The sequence below is a fragment of the Nocardia sp. NPDC051756 genome (assembly GCF_040681495.1).
In the GTDB taxonomy this organism is placed as follows: Bacteria; Actinomycetota; Actinomycetes; order Mycobacteriales; family Mycobacteriaceae; genus Nocardia.
Genome location: NZ_JBFAYV010000001.1, coordinates 626,535 through 645,706 on the forward strand (window position 1 = coordinate 626,535; position 19,172 = coordinate 645,706).

Genomic DNA, 19,172 nt, shown 5'->3' on the forward strand with positions numbered 1-19,172 from the left:
TGCGCGCTGGCGGATGGATAGCTCGCTTCGCTCACTCACGCCAACGATCATCCCCTACGAACCGGGTGGTGTGGAGCCCGACACTATGATTGCCGTGAGCGTCACCTCACTCTGGCGATCTCCTAGCACACTCGGCGAACCGGCTGGTGAACGCGATCTGGCCAGCCGATGTCGTGCAACGCGACTCTGGTCGCATTCCCCGCGCCGAGCTCAATCGCCAGGTCCAGGTCGTCGGCCGTGTCGACATCGAGCCGTAGACCGGGCCAATCACCGGTCAGGTCGACCGCGCCGGCGGCGATGTGCTTGCCCGCCGAACCGGGGCCGAACCGCGGTTCCAGGCCGGCGACCGGGTCGCGGACAAGTAGCGCGGCGGTGCCGGTGCTCGCGTGATCGACCACGATCGAGCGCAGTCCGCGCGGCGCGACGGTCAGCACGTCGGCGAGTTCCTCCGGGCGCAACGCGGGCAGGTCGGCCTGCAAGGCGAGCAGATCGACCGGTCCGTGCCGGTGCCGCAGCCCGGCCGCGGCGTCGGCCAGGGCGCTGTTGAGTGGGTCGTGCTCGCCGATCAGTGGCTCGGGATGCACCGCGGCGCCCAGCGACAGGGCCAGGTCGGCGACGGCCGGATCCGGGGTGACGACGGTGACCGAGACGATGCCCGGAACGGCCGCGGTGGCGGCCAGGGTGTCGGCGAGCATGGCGAGGACCAGCCGGGCCCGGTGTTCCGGGCGCAGCCGGTCGGCCAGTCGGCTCTTGGCCTGATCGAGGCTCTTGACCGCGATCACGGCATGCACGGCGTGCGGGCGCATGCGTCCAATCCTTCCATGGCATATTGGGCAGATGACGAGGGCGGCAGTACTGGGCGCGGGATCTTGGGGGACCGCGTTCGCAAAGGTCTTGGCGGACGCGGGAACCGACGTCACCATCTGGGCGCGACGAGCCGAGGTCGCCGAAGTACTGCACACTCAACATCGCAATCCGTCCTACCTCACCGATATTCCGCTGCCCCCGCTGGCGGCCACGCACGACCCGGCCGTCGCGCTCGACGGCGCCGACATAGTGGTGCTCGCCGTGCCGTCGCAGTCGTTGCGCGCGAATCTCGAACAGTGGAAGGGCTTGATCGCCCCGGACGCGTCGCTACTCAGTCTGGCCAAAGGCATCGAGAACGGCACATTGCTGCGGATGAGTCAGGTGATCGGCGAGGTCACCGGGGCCGACCAGGGCCGGATCGCGGTGCTGTCCGGACCGAATCTGGCCCGTGAGATCGCCGTCGGGCAGCCCGCGGCCACCGTGATCGCCTGTTCCGATGCCGACCGTGCCGTCGCGTTGCAGCACGCCAGTGCCACCGGATACTTCCGGCCCTACACCAACACCGACGTGGTCGGCTGCGAGGTCGGCGGCGCGTGCAAGAACGTGATCGCCCTCGCCTGCGGCATCGCCTCCGGAATGGGCTTGGGGGACAACACCGTCGCGAGCATCATCACCCGCGGCCTGGCCGAGATCATCCGGCTCGGGGTCGCGCTCGGCGCCGAGCCCGCCACGCTCGCCGGCCTGGCCGGTGTCGGCGATCTGGTCGCCACCTGCACCTCGCCGCTGTCGCGCAACCGCTCGTTCGGGCATGCGCTGGGCACCGGCGGTTCGATGGAGACCGCGCAGGCGGCGACGCACGGACAGGTGGCGGAGGGCGTGAAGTCGTGCACGTCGATCCGCGCGCTGGCGGTGAAACACGAGGTCGACATGCCGCTGACCACCGCGGTGAACCAGGTCTGCCACGAGGGCATGGCGGTGCGCGAAGCGGTCGGCAATCTGCTCGGCCGGCGGATCAAGCCGGAGTAGTCCCAGCGGTGCGGCGGGTGCGCCGCGACGGGTACGGTTCGGGGCATGAGTAACCGGATCCGGGTGGCTGTGGTTTTCGGCGGGCGGAGCAATGAGCACGCCGTCTCCTGTGTGTCGGCGGGCAGCGTGCTGCCGAACCTGGATCCGGAGAAGTACGACGTCGTGCCGATCGGCATCAGCACCGAAGGGGCCTGGGTCCTGGCCGATTCGAACGTCGCGGCGCTCGGGTTCCACGATCGCACGCTGCCGCAGGTGGACAGCACCGGCACGGCCTTGACCCTCACCTCGGGCCCGAGCAGCTCGGGTGCGCTTGTCGCACTCGACGATCCCGGCGCCGCCCTCGGCGCGGTCGACGTGGTGTTCCCGCTGCTGCACGGGCCGTTCGGCGAGGACGGCACGTTGCAGGGCTTGCTGGAGCTCGCCGGTGTGCCGTACGTCGGCGCGGGCGTGCTGGCCAGCGCGGCGGGCATGGACAAGGAGTTCACCAAGAAACTCCTTGCGGCCGAAGGCTTGCCGATCGGCCGGCAGGTGGTGCTGCGGCGCGGCACCGACACGCTGAGCGAGGCGGATCGGGCGCAGCTCGGGCTGCCGGTGTTCGTGAAGCCCGCGCGCGGCGGTTCCTCGATCGGCATCACGAAGGTCACCGACTGGTCCGCGTTGGACGCGGCCATCGCCACGGCCCGCGCGCACGATCCCAAGGTGATCATCGAGGCGGGCATCGTCGGGCGCGAAGTCGAGTGCGGCGTACTGGAATTCCCGGACGGCCGGGTGGAAGCCAGTGTGGTGTCGGAGATCCGGATCCCGGAGGAGTCGACCACCGCGACGAACCCCGAGTTCTACGACTTCGAGACCAAGTACCTCGACGACGTCTGCGAGTTCGACGTGCCGGCCAAGCTGGACGACGAGGTGTCCGACAGCATCCGCGAACTCGCGGTGCGGGCGTTCCGCGCGCTGGACTGTCAGGGCCTGGCCCGCGTCGACTTCTTCATCACCGCCGACGGCCCGGTGATCAACGAGATCAACACGATGCCCGGCTTCACCCCGATCTCGCAGTACCCGCGGATGTGGGAAGCCACCGGCATCGACTACCGAGACCTGGTGTCCACCTTGATCGAAACCGCGCTCGCCCGCGGCACCGGACTGCGCTGACGACTCAGTTGGGTAGTGGGCCCGGGTCGAGGGGGGTGGCCGGGAGGTTCGCGGTGATGGTGTCGGAGACCGCTTGCAGCGGGGTCGGGCCGGAGCCGTCGGGGACGGTCAGCGCGATGTAGGTCTCGCGGTCGACGGCGAACCAGGTGCTGGCTTTGGCGGCTTGGTCGCGGGCCTCGAACCACTGGACGCCGTTCACGATCTGCAAGGCCGAGGCGCGGTTGAATTCGAGCGGGCGGTCCAGGCCGCAGCGCAGCACGATCGGGTCGCCGCCGTCGCTGCGCTGCCAGGCGCGGGTGGCCGGCGGGGAGGGTTCCACCAGGGTGGATTTGGTGTAGTCGCCGAGTTCGGTGGGCAGCGCGGGGAGCAGGTTGGTGCAGGCGGGTCCGCCCGCGGCGGGAGCCGGGACCGGGCCGAGGACCAGCGGTTCGCGTTCGACAGGGGCGCGCGCGGCGAGGATCGCGAGCACCAGCACGGCGACCACGAGCACGACCGGCAACGCGACCGCGGTGGCGATGAGTGCGGGGGAGAAGTGGCGAGTGCTCACGGCCGGGTCGGTGCTCGGGGTGGCCGTGGGCTCGGTGTCGGTCGGCGTGGTGTTCTCCGCCTCCGTGACCTGCCCGGCCGTCTCCTTCGCCGAATCGTGGTCCGACGATTCCGCCGCCATGCTCACCGATCCTTCCTGTCGTGCTGAACGGGTGCGACCGCCGCGGCGCCGTGACCGGCCCGGTAGCAGTCGATTGCCCTGAAAAGGGTACCTTCGGGTCGTTTCCAGTCGGCAGCGCATCGGAAAGGACCGGTCATAATCGAGCACACGGGACCGCGGACGGTGCGTGAACTGGGGGAGTTCGCGCTGATCGAGCGGATCAACCGCGGTCGGGTCCAGGCGGCGAGCGTCCTGCTCGGCCCCGGTGACGACGCCGCGCTGGTCGCCGCGCCGGACGGCCGGTTCGTGGTGACCACCGACATGCTCGTGCAGGACCGGCATTTCCGGCTCGACTGGTCGAGCCCCGAGGACATCGGGCGCAAGGCGATCGCGCAGAACGCGGCCGACGTGGTCGCGATGGGCGCGTGGCCGAGCGCGTTCGTGGTCGCTCTCGGCTGTCCGGCCGATACTCCCCTGGACGTGATCGACGGCCTGACCGAGGGAATGTGGGCCGAGGCGAGGCGGGCCGGCGCGTCCATCGCGGGCGGCGACCTGGTGCGCAGCCGCGACCTCGTTATCTCCGTCACCGCGTTCGGCGATCTGCGCGGCCGCGCGGCGATCACGAGAGCCGGTGCGCGCGTTGGCGACACGGTCGCCGTGGCCGGACGCCTCGGTTGGTCCGGCGCGGGCCTCGCGATCCTCACCGCCGGTGCGGAGTCCGGCGAGTTCGCCGAAGCGCTTGCCGCACACCGGGTCCCACAGCCGCCCTACCCGGCGGTGCTGGACGCGCTCGAGGTCACCGGCCTGAACGCGCTCACCGACGTGTCCGACGGCCTGCTCGCGGATCTCGGTCATATCGCCCAGTCATCCAGTGTCGCTATAGATCTGGATTCCGCGGCGCTGCGCGACCCGGCCCTCGAACAACTGGCCGCGCGAATGGATGCCGATGCGGCGCAATGGATTCTGACCGGCGGTGAGGATCACGCGTTCGCCGGGACCTGGTCACCAGACTGTGACCTACCCGCCGGCTGGGTGCGGATCGGGCGCGTGTGCGCCGGTCAAGGCGTCACGGTCGACGGCGCGCCCCGGCCGGGCAGCGCCGGCTGGGAATCGTTCGGTGGGGCGGGCTCGGCGGGCGCGAGCCAACCACGATAAGTTGTGCGGTCATGGGCGCGAAACCACTGTCGGAAATCATCGATCCGGGATGGGCGAAGGCACTCGAGCCGGTGGCGGAACGCATCTCCGCCATGGGCGAGTTCCTGCGCGAAGAGAACGCGGCGGGCCGCGGTTACCTACCGGCCGGTGAGAACGTGCTACGCGCCTTCCAGCGTCCGTTCGACGCGGTGCGCGTGCTGGTCGTCGGCCAGGACCCCTACCCGACCCCCGGCCATGCCATGGGTCTGAGTTTCTCTGTCGCGCCGGATGTTTCGCCGGTGCCGCGCAGCCTGTCGAACATCTTCGCCGAATACACCAAGGACCTCGGCCACCCGACGCCGTCCTGCGGCGACCTCAGCCCCTGGTCCGATCAGGGCGTGCTGATGTTGAACAGGGTGCTGACCGTGGCCCCCGGCCAGCCCGCGTCGCATCGCGGCAAGGGCTGGGAGGCCGTGACCGAGCAGGCGATTCGCGCGCTGGTCGCGCGGGACGAGCCGCTGGTCGCGATCCTCTGGGGCCGCGACGCGTCGACGCTCAAGCCGACCCTGGTCGAGGCCGAGATCCCCTACATCGAATCCGCGCATCCGTCACCGCTGTCGGCCTCGCGCGGCTTCTTCGGTTCCCGCCCGTTCTCCCGAGTGAACGAACTGCTCGACGAACTGGGCGCCGAACCCGTTGACTGGCGCCTGCCGTGAGCCGGCGTCTGTGTGTGAGTTACCTAGATTGATTCGAGTGAGGAGCTTTTCTATGCCCAACACCACTGTTCGCGGCGCATTGCGCGGCACCACCGCCACCCTGGTCCTCTGTGCCGCCCTTGCCGGTGGCGCCGCGACCGCGAGTGCGGCGGGCCTGCCGCTGGAGCCGGCCACCGACACCACCTCGGCCCCCGCGAACACCCCCTCGACGCAGATCGGCGAGGAATTCACGTCCAACGGCTCCTCCACCATCTCCTCCTCGGTCAACGCCAAGGTCGCCTGCCTGCTGCAGCGCACGCTCAGCGCCTCCGGCAAGTGGGACTGCTGACCGGAACCGGCGTTCGGGGGCTCGCCCGCGAACCGTAACCGGTTCTATGCGATCCTCGGTTAGTGAGTAATGCGAACAATCTGCTCGACCCCGCACCCCTGCGGTTGCGCGGTTCGGGTGGGCTCGAACTGGTCGCCGACCAGTTCGGCCCGGTCGACGGTCCGCTCGTCGTCTTTCTGCACGGCGGCGGGCAGACCAGGCACTCGTGGAAACAAACCGGCGCGAAGCTCGGCGCCGCCGGAATGCGCGTGGTCACGCTGGACGCGCGCGGACACGGCGACAGCGCGTGGTCCGAAGACGGCGACTACCGCCGCGACACCATGGTGCGCGACCTGCTACTCGTGCTCGAACAGCTAGGTGCGCCTGCGGTCGTGGTCGGGGCGAGCATGGGCGGCGTCACCGCCCTGCTCGCCACCGCCGTCCCCGGCGGCGAGGCGATCACCGCGCTCGTCCTCGTCGACATCGTGACCAGGCCGGAGCAGGCCGGGGTCGCGCGGGTGATCGACTTCCTCGGCAAGCATCGCGACGGCTTCGACTCGCTCGAACAGGTCGCCGACGCGGTCGCCGAATATCTGCCGCACCGGCCGCGGCCGAAGAACACCGACGGCCTGCTGCGCAATCTGCGTCAGCGCGACGGCCGCTGGTACTGGCACTGGGATCCGGACATGCTGGCCCAGCGCGTCGAGGATCCGTCGGACATGACCGAACAGATGGAAGCGGCCGCCCGCAAGCTGACGATTCCGGTGCTGCTGGTCCGCGGCATGCAGTCCGACGTGGTGAGTTCCGAAGGGGCAGCCGCGTTTCAGGAGCTGGTGCCGCACGCGCAGCTGGTCGAGATCGGCGGCGCGGCGCACACCGCCGCCAGCGACGACAACGACTCCTTCACCGACGCGGTCGCGAAATTCGTTGTCCAGACCGCGTCTTAGCCACTACACGTAGTTCGGCTTGCGCTTCTCCACGAACGCGTCGACGCCCTCGCGGCCGGTCGCACCGTTGGCCGCGGCGGCGATCGCGTCGCGCTCGCGGTCGAGCTGATCGCCGAGCGCCGACGAAGACGACAGGGCCAGCAGCGTTTTGATGCTCGAGTAGGTGGAACGCGGTCCGGCGGCCAGGGTTCGGGCCAGGGTCAGCGCCTCGGCCTGTACTTCCTCGTCGGCGACCAGCCGGCTGAGGATGCCGAGCCGCACCGCCTCGTCGGCGTCCAGAATCGCGTCGGTGAGCAGGATTTCGCGGGCTCGGCCGAGTCCGACGATGCGCGGCAGCGTCCAGGACATGCCGCCGTCGGGGCTGAGGCCGATGCCGGGGTAGGCGGGGCGCAGCTTGGTGCTCGGCCCGCCGAGCGCGATGTCGGCCGCGCAGACCAGGCTCATGCCCGCGCCGGCCGCCCAGCCCTGCACGCCGACGACCACCGGGACCGCGGTCGCGTCGAGCGCGCGCACGAAGTGGTGCAGATCGGTGGCCAGGCCGTAGATGTGCGCGGCCCGATCGGGCGCGGCGGCGAAGCCGCGCACGTTGCCGCCCGCGCAGAAGTTCGCGCCGGTGCCGGTCAACAGGACCGCGCCGACCTCCGGGCTCAGTGAGCGCAGCGCGGCGGTGCCCGCGACGATCCCGCCGAAGTCCATGGACGTGCCGTTGGCGGCGGTCGCGATGGTGATCTGCAGAACGCCGTCGACGGTGCTGACGTACCCGGCTTGCTCGGTGGAGGTCATGATCAGCACCCTATCGCGTGGAAATGTGGGGCTCGGACGGGTGCGGAGGAGGCTGGTGCTCAGTGCCAGGGGCCGGGCGCGCGCAGCATCCTGACCTCGATCGACGGCGAGAACGCTTCGACGCGGCTGGTGCCGTCCAGCGCGAATCCGTGCTTGCGGTAGAAGGATTGGGCGCGCGGATTCTGCTCGAACACCCACAGCGAATACGTCGCCGACGGATCGACCGCGGCGTACAGCAGTTCGCGGGCAACGCCCGTGCCGTACCAATCCGAACGGATGTAGAGCGCGTTCAGCTGGAGTGCGGGTTCAGGCGGATCATCGAGGGTCGCCCCCGCGCTGGCGAAGCCGATCACCGTGGTGCCGACGAGCGCCACCCACGTGCGTCCGGGGTCCTTGACCCGATTGCGCTCCCATTGCTCGGCCCGTCGATCGACGTCGAAGGCGTCGAGCAGGTGTGCGGGCACCAGGTCGCGGTAGGCCTCGCGCCAGCAGGCGATGTGGCATTCGGCGAGACTGTAGGTGTGCTCGGCGGCAAGTGGGGCGATGCGCCAGTCGGACGGGGTCATGGTCCCCTGTCAATGACTACGCCCCGGACCACCCGTGATGGGTGCCGGGGCGTGCGTCAATTCTCGTACTCGGGTCGGCCGTGGCAATCAGCCGCGGACGACCTTGCCCGCCTTGAGGCAGGAGGTGCACACGTTCATGCGACGGGTGTTACCCGGCGCAACCTGGGCGCGAACGGTCTGGATGTTCGGGTTCCAGCGACGGTTGGTGCGCCGGTGCGAGTGCGAGACCGACTTCCCGAAGCCGGGGCCCTTGGCGCAGACGTCGCAGACGGCAGCCATAGTCGCGAACTCCTTCATGTCATGTGGAGGACCGTCGCCCGCGGGCAACATGTCCGGAAACAATGTTTGACGTACCCCTGCCGACAGACGTCGGCCAGCGCAAACCGGCAACGGCCACGCGAGGCAACCCTGCAAGGGTAGCGGGACCGCCCCCGATCCACCAAACCGGGTGCGCTCCGGACGTAGCCGGAACACGTGGTGGGTACCAGCAGTATGTCAGCCTCGCCCGCTAACCTTGCGGGCGGTGCAGGTGGCGACAAGTAAAGGGGTGACGGTGCCCGGAGTGCGGGATGTGATGGACGGCACGGCGTTGCTGCGCTGGGGTCGAGCCTGCCTCGACGGTCTGGAAAACCGGCGCGAGGAGATCAACGCACTCAATGTCTTCCCGATCCCGGATGCGGATACCGGCACCAACCTGCTGGCCACTATGCGGGCTGCGATGGATGCCGCCGCGGCGCGCGGTCCCGCGGAGGTACTGACGACGCACGATGTGGCCGCCGCGATGGCGCGCGGCGCGACCATCGGCGCGCGCGGGAACTCCGGCATCATCCTGTCGCAGGTCTTACGCGGCATCGCCGAGGCGGTTCGGGACGAGCCGTTGACCGCCACCACCCTGCGTGACGCATTGCATCGCGCGTCGGTCCTGGTGCGCGAGGCCTTGAGCGAGCCGATCGAAGGCACCATCCTCACTGTGCTCGATTGCGCGGCCGCCAGTGCGGCCGCGTGCCCGGACACTTCGCTCGCCGACGTGGCGTTGGCCGCCGCCGACGGTGCCGCCAAGGCGCTCGGTGACACGCCCTCCCAGCTCGGCGTGCTGCGCGCGGCCGGAGTGGTCGACGCGGGCGCGCGCGGACTCGTCGTACTGCTGGACAGCCTGGTCGCGCTCACGCTCGGCGAGATCCCCGTCCGGCCGGAATACCACCCGCCCGATCCCGTTGCCGTGCGCTCCGCCGAGGGCAATACCGAAACCGGTTCGGCGGAACCGCAATACGAGGTGATGTACCTGCTCGCCGACACCGGCCAGGACCGGATGGCGCAGCTGCGCAACCGGCTCGCCGAGCTCGGCGACTCGGTCGTGGTCGTCGGCGACGGCGACCGTTCCTGGTCCGCCCACGTGCACTGCGCGGACGCGGGCGCGGCGGTGGAGGCCGGTCTCGCCGCCGGAAAGCTCAGCGGAATCCGCATCGAGAGCTTCGCGCCGGCCAGGCACGGCGCACCGCACGACATGACCCCCGGACACCTCGTCACGCACACCACGATGGACTCGGAGAAGGAGACCGACGGACCCGCCGACCGCGGCATTCTGGCCGTGGCCGCCGGTGACGGCGCCGCCGGACTGTTCGAGGATGCCGGCGCCGTGGTGCTGGCCGGCGACGGCGTCGTGACCGCCGCCGCCCTGCTCGCCGCGATCCGCGCGATGCCGAACCGCGAGGTGCTCGTCCTGCCCAACGGTGCGCTGCCCGCGCACGACCTGGTCGCCGTCGGTGTCGCCGCCCGGGACGCGCACCGCGACGTCCTGCTGCTGCCGAGCGCGTCCATGGTCCAGGGCTTCGCCGCGCTGGCCGTGCACGACCGCGGCCGGATCGCCGTCGACGATGCCTTCGCCATGTCCGAGGCGGCCGCGACCACCCGCTGGGGATCGTTGCGCGCCGCACCGGAACGCGCGCTCACCATGGTCGGCACCTGCGAAGCGGGCGACGGCCTCGGCTTGGTCGGCCACGATGTCGTGGTGATCGACCATGATGTGCGCGCGGCGGGCCTGACCCTGCTGGACCGGATGCTCGCCTTCGGCGGCGAACTGGTCACCCTGCTGATGGGTGCGGCGGCGCCGGCCGGCCTGGCCGGCGAACTCGCGGCACACATCGGCGAAAGCTTTCCCGGCGTGGAGGTCACCGTGTATTCCGGTGGGCAGCACGGGGATCTGGTGCAGATCGGAGTGGAGTAGATGGCGACCCTGAGTGATCGGCTCGACCATATTCTCGGCGTGAAGGCGGCGGGCTCGCTGGTCGACGCGTTCGACATGCACACGGTGGAGGACCTGCTGCGGCACTACCCGCTGCGCTACGCGACGCAGGGGCAGCCGCTCACCGAGGAGGAGCCGGAGGACGGCACGCACATCACCGTGATCGGCCGGATCACCAAGGCCGAGCTGCGGCCGATGCGCAACCGGCGCGGTTCGCTGCTGAAGGTGGTGCTGGACACCGGATCCGGCACCGGCCGCGGCGTCGACGTCACCTTCTTCAACGGCGACAAGGTGAAATACGTTGTCCGGGAAGGTCTTCGGGCGATGATGTCGGGCACGGTGAGCTACTGGCGGCCGGGCCAATGGAACCTGAACCATCCGGGCTACCTGATCCTGCCGGAGAACGACGACGAGTCGGTCGCCACGGTGAAGACCGTGCGCGGCGGCGGTGACCTGCGCGGGCTCGCACAGAGCGCGAAAGGCGCCGAGGGCGTGGACACCTCGTTCATGGAACGCGAGTTCATCCCGGTGTACCCGGCCACCGCGAAGGTGCAGAGCTGGGACGTGCTCGCCTGCGTGCGCCAGGTGCTCGATCAGCTCGATCCGATCGACGATCCGCTGCCGGACGAGCTCCGGACCGACCGTTCGCTGATGAAGATCTCCGACGCGCTGCGCCTGATCCACCTGCCGGAGCGCAAGACCGACATCGAACAGGCCCAGGAGCGTTTGCGTTTCGACGAGGCGCTGGCGTTGCAGCTCGTGCTCGCCGAGCGCAGGCACGAGGTGTCCGGCCGGGCCGCGCGCCCGTGTCCGCCGCGACCCGACGGCATCGCGGCCGAGTTCGAGAAGCGCCTGCCCTTCGAGCTGACCGCGGGACAGCAGCAGGTGGTTTCGGAGATCTCCGCGGATATGTCCCGCAGCCACCCGATGCACCGGTTGTTGCAGGGTGAGGTCGGCTCGGGCAAGACGATCGTCGCGCTGGAGGCGATGTTGCAGATCGTCGATGCGGGCCAGCAGTGCGCGTTGCTCGCGCCGACGGAAGTGCTTGCCGCCCAGCACTATCGGTCGCTGCGCGGGATGCTCGGCGATCTCGGCAACGCCGGTGAGCTGGGCGCGGGGGAGCACGCGACCAAGGTCGTGCTGGTCACCGGGTCGATGTCCACCGCGACCAAGAAGGCCGCGCTGCTGGAGGCGATGACCGGTGAGGCGGGCATCGTCATCGGCACGCACGCGCTGATCCAGGACAACGTCGAGTTCTTCGATCTCGGCATGGTGGTCGTAGACGAACAGCACCGCTTCGGGGTCGAGCAGCGGGATGCGTTGCGCGCCAAGGCAAAGGCAGGCACCAGCCCGCACCTGCTGGTGATGACCGCGACGCCGATCCCGCGCACCATCGCCATGACCACCCTGGGCGACCTGGAGACCTCGACGCTCACCGAACTGCCCCGCGGTCGTTCGCCGATCACCTCCAAAGTCGTTCCGCGCAAACAGCATCCGAACTGGGTCGACCGCGCGTGGGAGCGCATCGTCGAAGAGGTCAAAGCCGGTCGGCAGGCGTACGTGGTGTGTTCCCGCATCGGCGACGACGAGGAGAGCACCGGTAAGACGCGCAACGGCAAAGCGAAGGCGGCGGAGCCGGAGAAGGAAGGGCCGACCACGCAGGCCGCGCTCGACGTCTTCGAGATGCTGAGCGCCGGTCCGTTGTCCGAGCTCCGCGTCGGCCTGCTGCACGGCCGGCTGCCCGCGGACGAAAAAGACCAGGTGATGCGCGCTTTCAACGACGGCTCGGTCGACGTGCTGGTCTGCACGACCGTGGTCGAGGTCGGCGTGGACGTGCCGAACGCGACCGTCATGGTGATCGTCGACGCGGACCGCTTCGGCGTCAGCCAGCTGCATCAGCTGCGCGGCCGCATCGGCCGGGGCAAGCATCCCGGATTGTGCCTGCTCATCACCGATTCCGCGCCCAGCGGTTCGGCGATGGCCCGGCTGGACGCGGTCGCCGCCACCACCGACGGCTTCGAACTCGCCGTGCTCGACCTGCGCACCCGCCGCGAGGGCGACGTGCTCGGCGCGGCCCAGTCCGGCACCGCCCGCTCGCTGAAGCTGCTGTCGCTGCTCGACGACCTCGAAGTCATCACCGCCGCACAGGAACTCGCCCGCGAAGTGGTCGAGGCCGACCCGGGCTTGCAGAACCATCCCGGCCTGGCCAGCATGATGCACGCCGCGGTCGACTCCGAACGCCTGGAGTACCTGGCCAAGTCGTAACCGGCTGCCCCGCAACCGAACCGGGGCAGCTCAGCCGGTCGAGACGGCGGTGATGTGGGTGAGCGAACACCGCCATCCCTGCTCGGTCTCGACGAAGACGTCCGTCGTCCACTCGTCGGCGTCGAACCGTTTGCCCTGGAAGTGCGCGGTATTGGTGGCCCGCACGGTCAGCACCGCGACATTGCCGCGGTATTCGAACGTGGCGTCGCTGGTCCGCCGCATCGCCGAATGGCTGAGCGCGCCGGTCTGGACCAGCGTGAGAAACCGCTCGGCTGGCGTGATCCCGTTTTCCGAGACCATGATCCAGTCGTCGGTCATGTAGTCGGCGATCCGGGACGCGTCGTTGCTGACGATGGCCGCCATCCACTCATCGAGGAGCGCCACGAGGCGATCCTTGATCGTGTCGTCCGCGGCGGAGGGCTGTGTCGTTGCCATGCTTTGCACGGTAAACCCGGTGGTGGGGCCGCGGCTTGGACGAATGGAATGCGTGCGCCGGGTACCGGTGATCCGGTACCCGGCCTTCGGTCGCGCTATACGGCAACGGGTTCGGCAGCCGGGGCCGCTGCGGTCTCGCCGCGCGAGTTGACGGTCCGCAGTCCGATGACCGCGGCGCTGAGGGTGATGAACCCGCCGATCAGCAGCGCCAGCCGGAACCCGGAGGTCATCGCGTCCAACGGTGCGTCGCCCGCGGTCAGCTGCGCCGCGGTGTGCGAGGTGGCGACGGCGGTCAGCACGGCCAGACTCAGTGCGCCGCCGATCTGCTGCCCGGTATTGAGCAGCGCCGCGGCCAGTCCGGCTTGTTCGGCGGGCACGCCCGCGTTCGCGGCGGTGGTGTTGGCGACGAACACCACGCCGAGCCCGACCGACATGAACACCATCGGCGGCAGCACATCGACCAGATACGAGCCATCGGTGGAGATCCGGGATAGCCAGATCAGCCCGAGCCCGGAGATCACCGACCCGACCACGATGAGCGGCCGGGTCCCGGTCTTGCCGATTATCTTGGCGGTCACCCCGGCGACCGCGCCGATGGTGAGGCTGATCGGCAGGTAGGCGTTGCCCGCCTGGAACTCCCCGTACCCCAGCACTTCCTGCAGGTAGAGCGTGACGAAGAAGAACATCGCGAGCATGCCCGCGGCCAGGGTCAGGTGGGTCAGGTTGGCCGCCGCGAGACCCTTGACCCGGAAGATCGACGGCGGGACCAGCGGATCCGCCGTCACCCGCTCGTTGAACACGAAGCCGATCAGCAGCGCGACCGCGAGGCCGAGTTGCAGGATCGTGCGCGCATCGCTCCACCCGTACTCCGGCGCCTTCACCAGTCCGTAGACCAGCAGCATCAGTCCACCGGTCGCCAGCGCGGTGCCGAAAACGTCGAAGCCGCCGCGGATTTCGTTGCGCCGGTCGTTCGGCACCAGGAACGGGAGCACGGCCAGCACGAGCAGGCACACCGGTGTGTTGACGTAGAAGACCCAGCGCCACCCGGGCCCCTCGGTCAGCACGCCGCCGAGGAAAACCCCGGCGGCAGAGGCGAGCCCGGCGGTGCCGCCCCAAACACTCAGCGCGGTAGTGCGATCGGAGCCCACCCGGAAGTTCGTGGTCAGGATGGACAGGGCGGCAGGCAGCATCAGCGCCGCGCCGACCCCCTGCGCGAAGCGGGCGCCGATCAGCAACCCGCTGCTCTCGGCCAGCCCGCCGATCGCCGACGCGGCGCCGACCAGGATCGTCCCGGCGATCAGCACCCGCCGCCGCCCGAGCAGGTCGGCCAGCCGGCCGCCGAGCAGCATCAGCCCGCCGTAGGTCAGCAGATAGCCGCTGGTGATCCATTGCAGCGTCGGCACCGACAGGCCCAGCTCGTGCTGGATGGTCGGCAGCGCGACATTCACGATCGAGCCGTCGACGAAGTCGAGGAAGGCGACCAGGCACAGCAGCATCAGCGTGAGCTTGCCGCGGCGGGTCGCCAGAAACGACGGTGATTCGGTGGGTGCACTCACTCCGATGTCCTCTCTCGGGCCGGACGAGGTTTCATCCGTTGCCAATCCGAGAGGGCCGAGCCGGGGCCGGACGTGACATGGGGAGAGCTGAATCACATTTCCCGCGTCCGCGTCACTTTTCACCGGGCTGTCTCGCTCTCCATAGCGACACCAGGAGGAGCGGCGATGATCGACAACTTGGACGAGGATGCGACGAGCGTGTTCGCCGACCATCGGGAACTGCTGTTCTCGGTCGTCTACAACATGCTCGGCAGCGTCGCCGACACCGAGGACGTATTGCAGGACACCTGGCTGGCCTGGGTATCGCGGAATCGGGCGGACGGCGCGGAGATCGAGCATCCGCGCGCGTATCTGGTGCGCGTCGCGGTCAACCACGCGCTCGGCCGGCGGGCCGCGATCAACCGCAGGCGCGAAACCTACATCGGCCCATGGTTGCCCGAGCCGCTGGTGTCCGACGAGCCGACGGTCGGCGACGACGCGGCCGACTCCGCACTCCGCGCCGAATCGGTCTCGATGGCGATGCTGGTCGTGCTGGAGACCCTCACGCCGCTCGAGCGCGCGGTGTTCGTGCTGCACGACGTGTTCGGCTATCCGCACGCCGACATCGCCGACATGCTCGGCCGCAGCACCGCCGCGATCCGGCAGCTCGCGCATCGTGCGCGCGAACACGTCCATGCCCGCAGGCCGCGGCATCAGGCCGACCCGTTGGTGCAGCGGAAGGTGACCGAGAAGTTCCTGGCCGCTCAGCTCGGCGGCGACCTGGCCGGGCTGCTCGCGCTGCTGGCACCGGACGTGACGTTCTGGACCGACGGCGGCGGCAAGCTGCGGGCGGCGCTGCGCCCGATCCACGGCGTGGACAAGGTGGTCCGGCTGATCACCAGTCCCGTTGTGCTCGGCGATATCTCGGAGATGACCGTCCGCTACCGGTGGGTCAACGGCGATCCGTCGGCGGTGGTGTTCACCGGCGACGCGCCGCTCGCGGTCGTGGTGCTCGACATCGATCCGGAGACGGAGCGGATCCGCGGCATCTACGCCGTGGCCAACCCGGACAAGCTCGCCAGGATCGACGCCGACTTGCCCTAGGGGGCTGTCGATTACCTGTCGGGTAATCGACACGGTTCACCCTGCGCGCGACGATCGACGGATGATCGAGGTCGGAATTCTGTTGCCGAGCCGGGAAACCGCGATGACCGGGCAGCACGACGCGGCGAGTCTGGTGCGGCTCGCGACGCTCGCCGAAGACGCCGGATTCGACTCCGTGTGGACCGGTGATTCGCCGTTGGCGCGCACCAGGGTTGATCCGCTCACCCTGCTCGCCGCGGTCGTCGCCGCCACCTCGCGGATCCGAGTTGGCACCGCGGCCTGGACCGCCACGCTGCGGCATCCGGTGCTCGGCGCGCACGCGGCCGCCACCGTCGATCAACTCGGCTCGGGCAGGCTGGTTCTCGGGCTCGGTGCGGGATTTCCGTTGTCGGAGAGCCGGGCCGAGTTCGAGGCGATCGGCGTCCCGTTCGACGAGCGGGTCGGGCGCTTGGACGAGACGGTGCGCATCTGGCGCGCGGCCTGGGCCGGTGAACCTGATTTCGACGGGAAGTATTGGCAGATAGCGGATCTGGCGCGGGCACTGCCGGCCTCGACGCCGGGCGGGCCACCGCTCTGGTTGGCGGGCAGTGACACACCGAAGGTGCTGACGCGGGTCGCGCGCCACTATGACGGTTGGCTGCCCTACCTCCCGGACCCTGCCGCATATGCCCGTGCGTGGCAGGCGATTCAGCAGCAGACGACCCGTGCGGTGACTCCCGCGATGTACGCGACGATCGTGCTCGACACCGACGCCGCACGGGCGCAAGCCGAGCTGGAAGGTTATGTGCGCCAGTACTACCGCCGATCACTGGCGGAAATGTCCACCATCCAAGCCTATTTCGGCGGCACCGCGGAAGACTGCGCCGACTGGCTGACCCGTTACCTCGACGCGGGCGCCACCCACCTCATCCTGCGGCTCGGTTCGTTGGACGTGCTTCGCCAACTCGACCTGGTCGCCGAGAAAGTGCTGCCCGCGTTGCGATCCCGCGTCGCGGCCTGACTCCGATCAGTGCCCGACCCGCGGATAAGGCAGATCGGTGCTGGTGTTCTCGGTGACCGCGAGCGGACTGCCGATGTGTGGAAACGCGCGCTGCGGACAGGCCGCCCGCTCACACACCTTGCACCCCGCGCCGATCTGCACCGCCGTCGTCGGATCGTCGAGCTGAAGTCCGGACGAATACACCAGCCGGTCCGCGTATTCGATGTCGCAGCCCAGCCCGATCGCGAAGTTCTTTGTCGCGGTGCCGAACCCGTGCGGCGCGGTCATCGCGGTGCGCGCGATCCACAGGTAGCGCCGCCCGTCCGGCATCTCCGCGATCTGCGGCAGGATCCGGCCGGGATGCGCGAACGCCTCGTGCACCACCCACAGCGGACAGCTGCCGCCGACCCGGGAGAAGTGAAAGGCGGTGGCGGACTGCCGCTTCGAGATGTTGCCCGCGCGATCGGTGCGGACGAAGAAGAACGGCACCCCGCGCTGCCCCTGCCGTTGCAGGGTGCTCAGCCGGTGGCAGATGGTTTCGAAGCCGACCTCGAAGCGCAGCGCGAGCAGGTCGATGTCGTAGTGCAGTTCCTCGGCCGAGCGCAGGAACCGCCCGTACGGCAGGACCAGCGCGCCGGCGAAGTAGTTGGCCAGCCCGACCCGGGCCAGCGTGCGGGATTCGCCGGTGAGCGAGGGGCTTTCGGCGAGCACCCCGTCCAGCTCGGTCCCGTACAGCAGGAACGCCAGGGTGGTGGCGATCTGAAAGGCGCGCTGCCCCGGGCGAAGTCGCCGGGCCAGGGTCAGGGTGCGGCTGTCCGGATCGTATTGGCGTTTCGGGATGGACGGATCGGCGCCGTCGCCGCGGACCAGCACGGTGACCCCGGCGCGTTCCTCGGCGACCCGGGCGAGCTGGCGGTCCAGCGAGCCGATGGTCAGCCCGGACTGCTCGAACAGCTGCTCGGCGGCGATATCCAGCTGCGGGATGTGATTGTGATGGTCGTAGAAGAAGTCGCGCACGTCCTCGTACGGCATGGGCAGGCCGGGCGCGCCGGTCGGTGCGGACACCCGGGCGGAGAGCAGGTCGAGCTGGTCGGTGGCGGCGCGCAGCCGGCGATGCATCGCGACGACGATCCGGGCCACGTCGGGTTGCCTGGTCGCCAGTTCCTCCACCTCGGTCAGTGGCGCGGTGTGCCCGCCCGCGGCGTCGATCAGCACCTCGTGCAGGTCGGACACGAGGCGGGCGTCGGAGTCCGCGGCGAAGAACTGGACGTCGAGGTCGAAGGTGGAGTTCAGTTTCAGCAGCACCGGGATGGTGAGCGGCCGCTGATCGCGTTCCAGCTGGTTGAGATAGCTGGGTGACAGATCAAGCGACTTGGCCAGCGCCGCCTGGGTGAGTCTGCGTTCCTCGCGCAACCGCCGAAGGCGCGCGCCCGCATACATCTTCCGCACGGAAAGATCGTAGCTCCGGCCCTTCGCAATCATCGCAATATGCGTACTTATTTTGCCTGGAAATATGCTGCAGCAAGGTATTTTGCGGGATCTCCCAGCTGCGTAGCGTGCGAAGAGGGTTACCGTCCAGTTCGGGCGGGCGTGTCGAAGAAACGCATCCTGCGCAGCCGCTACTCGTCGTCCAGGATCACTGCCTGTGCCGCGATCACGTTGGTGCCGTTGAAGGTAACCGAAGGGGAGCCGTGCAGTCGATAGCCCTGCTCGAGCAGTCCGCTGATCCGCTCGCAGAACGAAGCATCGTCGACGCCGGTGATCAAGCGATAACGCAGAGGGTGGTCGTTCATGCCGCCAGCCTAGAACGCGGGTGCGACAGTTCCTGAAGCCCAAAGGGTTCCGAACCGAGCAATTGCTTGGTTGAATCGGGAGGGCGTTGCGCACAACGCGGTTCGCCCGCCCGGCAGCAGAAAGTGAGCCCGCCCATGCCGACTCCTGACGAACTCGTCCGCGATATGTGCCGCAGTTGGTCCGATCCGGATCCCGACCGCATCGCCGCCTTCTTCGCCGAAGACGCTGTGTATCACAACATTCCGATGGAACCGGTGGTCGGCCGCACCGCCATCCGCGACTTCCTCACCGGCTTCCTGACTACCTTCGAGGGCGTCGACTTCGATATCCATCACCAGATCGCCTCCGGCAACGTGGTGATGAACGAACGCACCGACACGTTGCGCACCGCGGGCAAGGCCATTCCGCTCCCGGTCACCGGCGTCTTCGAGGTGGCCGACGGCGCCATCGTCGCCTGGCGCGACTACTTCGACATGGCGGCCATCAACCGCGCCTTCAACCTGGCGGAGTGACCGGCCACCCCCGGGAAATCCGTGGCAACTGGTCGGAACCGAATCGCGGCGGCACGCGTCGAAGGTGGATAGGGGCGATTCATGGAGTGGTTTCACCAGGTGCGAGGAGGGGTTGGCATGGATCGGTGCCCGGGGTGTCACACGGCGTGGCGACGAGGGATGAGTGTCAGGTCGCGGCAGCAGCCGGTCAAGCGGGGCGCGGAGCCGTGCGAGCGGTACACGTCA

Annotated in this window: 20 protein-coding genes; 11 read left to right on the forward strand and 9 right to left on the reverse strand. The window is 69.2% G+C overall.

All coding sequences use genetic code 11. The features are described 5' to 3' along the window. Window positions 1-122 precede the first annotated feature (122 nt). Window positions 123-806 (reverse strand): 2-phospho-L-lactate guanylyltransferase, encoded by a 684-nt coding sequence (gene cofC, locus AB0M22_RS02990; protein WP_364720308.1) that lies wholly within the window; start codon window positions 804-806, stop codon window positions 123-125. A 31-nt stretch (window positions 807-837) separates the two neighbouring features. Here cofC and AB0M22_RS02995 point away from each other — a divergent pair, with 31 nt between their 5' ends. Together AB0M22_RS02995 and AB0M22_RS03000 are read left to right on the forward strand one after the other, a co-directional pair. Further along, entirely contained in the window at window positions 838-1,833 is a 996-nt protein-coding gene (locus tag AB0M22_RS02995; protein WP_364720310.1) for an NAD(P)H-dependent glycerol-3-phosphate dehydrogenase, read from the forward strand. Window positions 1,834-1,878: 45 nt separating this feature from the next. Next, window positions 1,879-2,982, forward strand: coding sequence for a D-alanine--D-alanine ligase family protein (locus tag AB0M22_RS03000; protein WP_364720312.1), 1,104 nt, complete (start codon window positions 1,879-1,881; stop codon window positions 2,980-2,982). A 4-nt stretch (window positions 2,983-2,986) separates the two neighbouring features. On the opposite strand, the gene AB0M22_RS03005 is transcribed toward AB0M22_RS03000, so the two are convergent. Continuing rightward, entirely contained in the window at window positions 2,987-3,649 is a 663-nt protein-coding gene (locus AB0M22_RS03005) for a DUF3515 domain-containing protein (RefSeq protein WP_364720314.1), read from the reverse strand. A 162-nt stretch (window positions 3,650-3,811) separates the two neighbouring features. Between AB0M22_RS03005 and AB0M22_RS03010 the strand changes: the two genes are divergently transcribed. The 4 genes from AB0M22_RS03010 (at window position 3,812) to AB0M22_RS03025 (ending at window position 6,732) form a co-directional block, all read left to right on the forward strand. Next, window positions 3,812-4,783 carry a thiamine-phosphate kinase gene (locus AB0M22_RS03010; RefSeq protein WP_364720316.1) on the forward strand — a complete coding sequence of 324 codons (972 nt, stop codon included), beginning with the start codon at window positions 3,812-3,814 and terminating at the stop codon, window positions 4,781-4,783. An 11-nt stretch (window positions 4,784-4,794) separates the two neighbouring features. Next, window positions 4,795-5,478, forward strand: coding sequence for a uracil-DNA glycosylase (locus AB0M22_RS03015; RefSeq protein ID WP_364720318.1), 684 nt, complete (start codon window positions 4,795-4,797; stop codon window positions 5,476-5,478). A 52-nt stretch (window positions 5,479-5,530) separates the two neighbouring features. Next, window positions 5,531-5,806 (forward strand): hypothetical protein, encoded by a 276-nt coding sequence (locus tag AB0M22_RS03020; protein ID WP_364720320.1) that lies wholly within the window; start codon window positions 5,531-5,533, stop codon window positions 5,804-5,806. A 62-nt stretch (window positions 5,807-5,868) separates the two neighbouring features. After that, window positions 5,869-6,732, forward strand: coding sequence for an alpha/beta hydrolase (locus AB0M22_RS03025; RefSeq protein ID WP_364720323.1), 864 nt, complete (start codon window positions 5,869-5,871; stop codon window positions 6,730-6,732). Window positions 6,733-6,735: 3 nt separating this feature from the next. Here the strand turns inward: AB0M22_RS03025 and AB0M22_RS03030 are convergent, their stop codons facing one another. The 3 genes from AB0M22_RS03030 to rpmB all read right to left on the reverse strand — a co-directional run bounded on the left by AB0M22_RS03030 (window position 6,736) and on the right by rpmB (window position 8,360). Continuing rightward, a complete protein-coding gene (locus tag AB0M22_RS03030; RefSeq protein ID WP_364720325.1) occupies window positions 6,736-7,515 on the reverse strand; it encodes an enoyl-CoA hydratase-related protein in 780 nt (259 codons plus the stop codon). 59 nt (window positions 7,516-7,574) lie between these two features. Beyond that, on the reverse strand, window positions 7,575-8,081 hold the full coding sequence (locus AB0M22_RS03035) for a GNAT family N-acetyltransferase (RefSeq protein ID WP_364720327.1): 507 nt from the start codon (window positions 8,079-8,081) through the stop codon (window positions 7,575-7,577). A gap of 87 nt (window positions 8,082-8,168) precedes the next feature. After that, on the reverse strand, window positions 8,169-8,360 hold the full coding sequence (rpmB, locus tag AB0M22_RS03040) for a 50S ribosomal protein L28 (RefSeq protein ID WP_011210730.1): 192 nt from the start codon (window positions 8,358-8,360) through the stop codon (window positions 8,169-8,171). 295 nt (window positions 8,361-8,655) lie between these two features. Between rpmB and AB0M22_RS03045 the strand changes: the two genes are divergently transcribed. Together AB0M22_RS03045 and recG are read left to right on the forward strand one after the other, a co-directional pair. Next, a complete protein-coding gene (locus AB0M22_RS03045; protein ID WP_364721622.1) occupies window positions 8,656-10,305 on the forward strand; it encodes a DAK2 domain-containing protein in 1,650 nt (549 codons plus the stop codon). Further along, window positions 10,306-12,588: an ATP-dependent DNA helicase RecG gene (gene recG / locus AB0M22_RS03050; protein WP_364720330.1), complete on the forward strand. Its 2,283-nt coding sequence runs from the start codon at window positions 10,306-10,308 to the stop codon at window positions 12,586-12,588. A gap of 30 nt (window positions 12,589-12,618) precedes the next feature. Here the strand turns inward: recG and AB0M22_RS03055 are convergent, their stop codons facing one another. Together AB0M22_RS03055 and AB0M22_RS03060 are read right to left on the reverse strand one after the other, a co-directional pair. Beyond that, window positions 12,619-13,023 carry a nuclear transport factor 2 family protein gene (locus AB0M22_RS03055; RefSeq protein WP_364720333.1) on the reverse strand — a complete coding sequence of 135 codons (405 nt, stop codon included), beginning with the start codon at window positions 13,021-13,023 and terminating at the stop codon, window positions 12,619-12,621. Between the two features lie 95 nt (window positions 13,024-13,118). Beyond that, the gene (locus AB0M22_RS03060) at window positions 13,119-14,579 is read right to left on the reverse strand and encodes an MFS transporter (protein ID WP_364720335.1); all 1,461 of its coding nucleotides are present in this window, start codon (window positions 14,577-14,579) and stop codon (window positions 13,119-13,121) included. A 165-nt stretch (window positions 14,580-14,744) separates the two neighbouring features. On the opposite strand from AB0M22_RS03060, the gene sigJ reads away from it, so the two are divergent. Together sigJ and AB0M22_RS03070 are read left to right on the forward strand one after the other, a co-directional pair. Then, the gene (gene sigJ / locus AB0M22_RS03065) at window positions 14,745-15,662 is read left to right on the forward strand and encodes an RNA polymerase sigma factor SigJ (protein WP_364720338.1); all 918 of its coding nucleotides are present in this window, start codon (window positions 14,745-14,747) and stop codon (window positions 15,660-15,662) included. 61 nt (window positions 15,663-15,723) lie between these two features. Next, window positions 15,724-16,662 (forward strand): LLM class flavin-dependent oxidoreductase, encoded by a 939-nt coding sequence (locus AB0M22_RS03070; protein ID WP_364720340.1) that lies wholly within the window; start codon window positions 15,724-15,726, stop codon window positions 16,660-16,662. A 6-nt stretch (window positions 16,663-16,668) separates the two neighbouring features. Here AB0M22_RS03070 and AB0M22_RS03075 read toward each other — a convergent pair whose 3' ends face one another. Then, complete coding sequence (locus AB0M22_RS03075) at window positions 16,669-18,090, reverse strand: short-chain fatty acyl-CoA regulator family protein (protein ID WP_364720343.1); 1,422 nt, start codon at window positions 18,088-18,090, stop codon at window positions 16,669-16,671. A gap of 170 nt (window positions 18,091-18,260) precedes the next feature. After that, entirely contained in the window at window positions 18,261-18,434 is a 174-nt protein-coding gene (locus tag AB0M22_RS03080) for a DUF1737 domain-containing protein (protein ID WP_364720346.1), read from the reverse strand. 135 nt (window positions 18,435-18,569) lie between these two features. Here AB0M22_RS03080 and AB0M22_RS03085 point away from each other — a divergent pair, with 135 nt between their 5' ends. After that, window positions 18,570-18,947, forward strand: coding sequence for a limonene-1,2-epoxide hydrolase family protein (locus AB0M22_RS03085; RefSeq protein WP_364720348.1), 378 nt, complete (start codon window positions 18,570-18,572; stop codon window positions 18,945-18,947). The last annotated feature ends 225 nt before the right edge of the window (window positions 18,948-19,172 follow it).